The 332-nt window shown below is 29.8% G+C and carries 1 protein-coding gene; it reads left to right on the top strand.

Annotation, left to right across the window (positions count from 1 at the left end):
* A partial coding sequence (locus E6A48_RS10545; RefSeq protein WP_219710174.1) for an ankyrin repeat domain-containing protein occupies positions 1 to 332 on the top strand: 332 nt, incomplete at both ends.

The raw sequence follows: 332 nt of genomic DNA, 5'->3' as shown, positions 1-332 counted from the left end.
ATTTTTTAATAGAGCAAGGTGCTGATGTAAACATAAAAAATAAACGAGAATATACTCCTTTTATATATCTTGGTATGGGTGAAGGTAATTTTAATAATAAAAGTTTTCAGGAATATCGTATAAAATTAGCTGAAGTTTTATTAGAAAAAGGTGCAGATATTAATGCTCAAGATTATGAAGGATACACTTCTTTAATGTGGGCTTGTGCATCATCAGGATCAAGGTTTGCTGAACCATATGTTAAATTTCTAGTAGAAAAAGGAGCCGATGTAAATATAGAAAATGACTATGGAGATACAGCTTTAGATATAGCAGAGAATCTTAAACTTAGA

Source organism: Brachyspira pilosicoli (genome assembly GCF_019402445.1).
Classification (GTDB): domain Bacteria; phylum Spirochaetota; class Brachyspiria; order Brachyspirales; family Brachyspiraceae; genus Brachyspira; species Brachyspira pilosicoli_B.
Note: the sequence above shows the minus strand (reverse complement) of the source record. Positions and strands in the feature narration are given on the sequence as shown.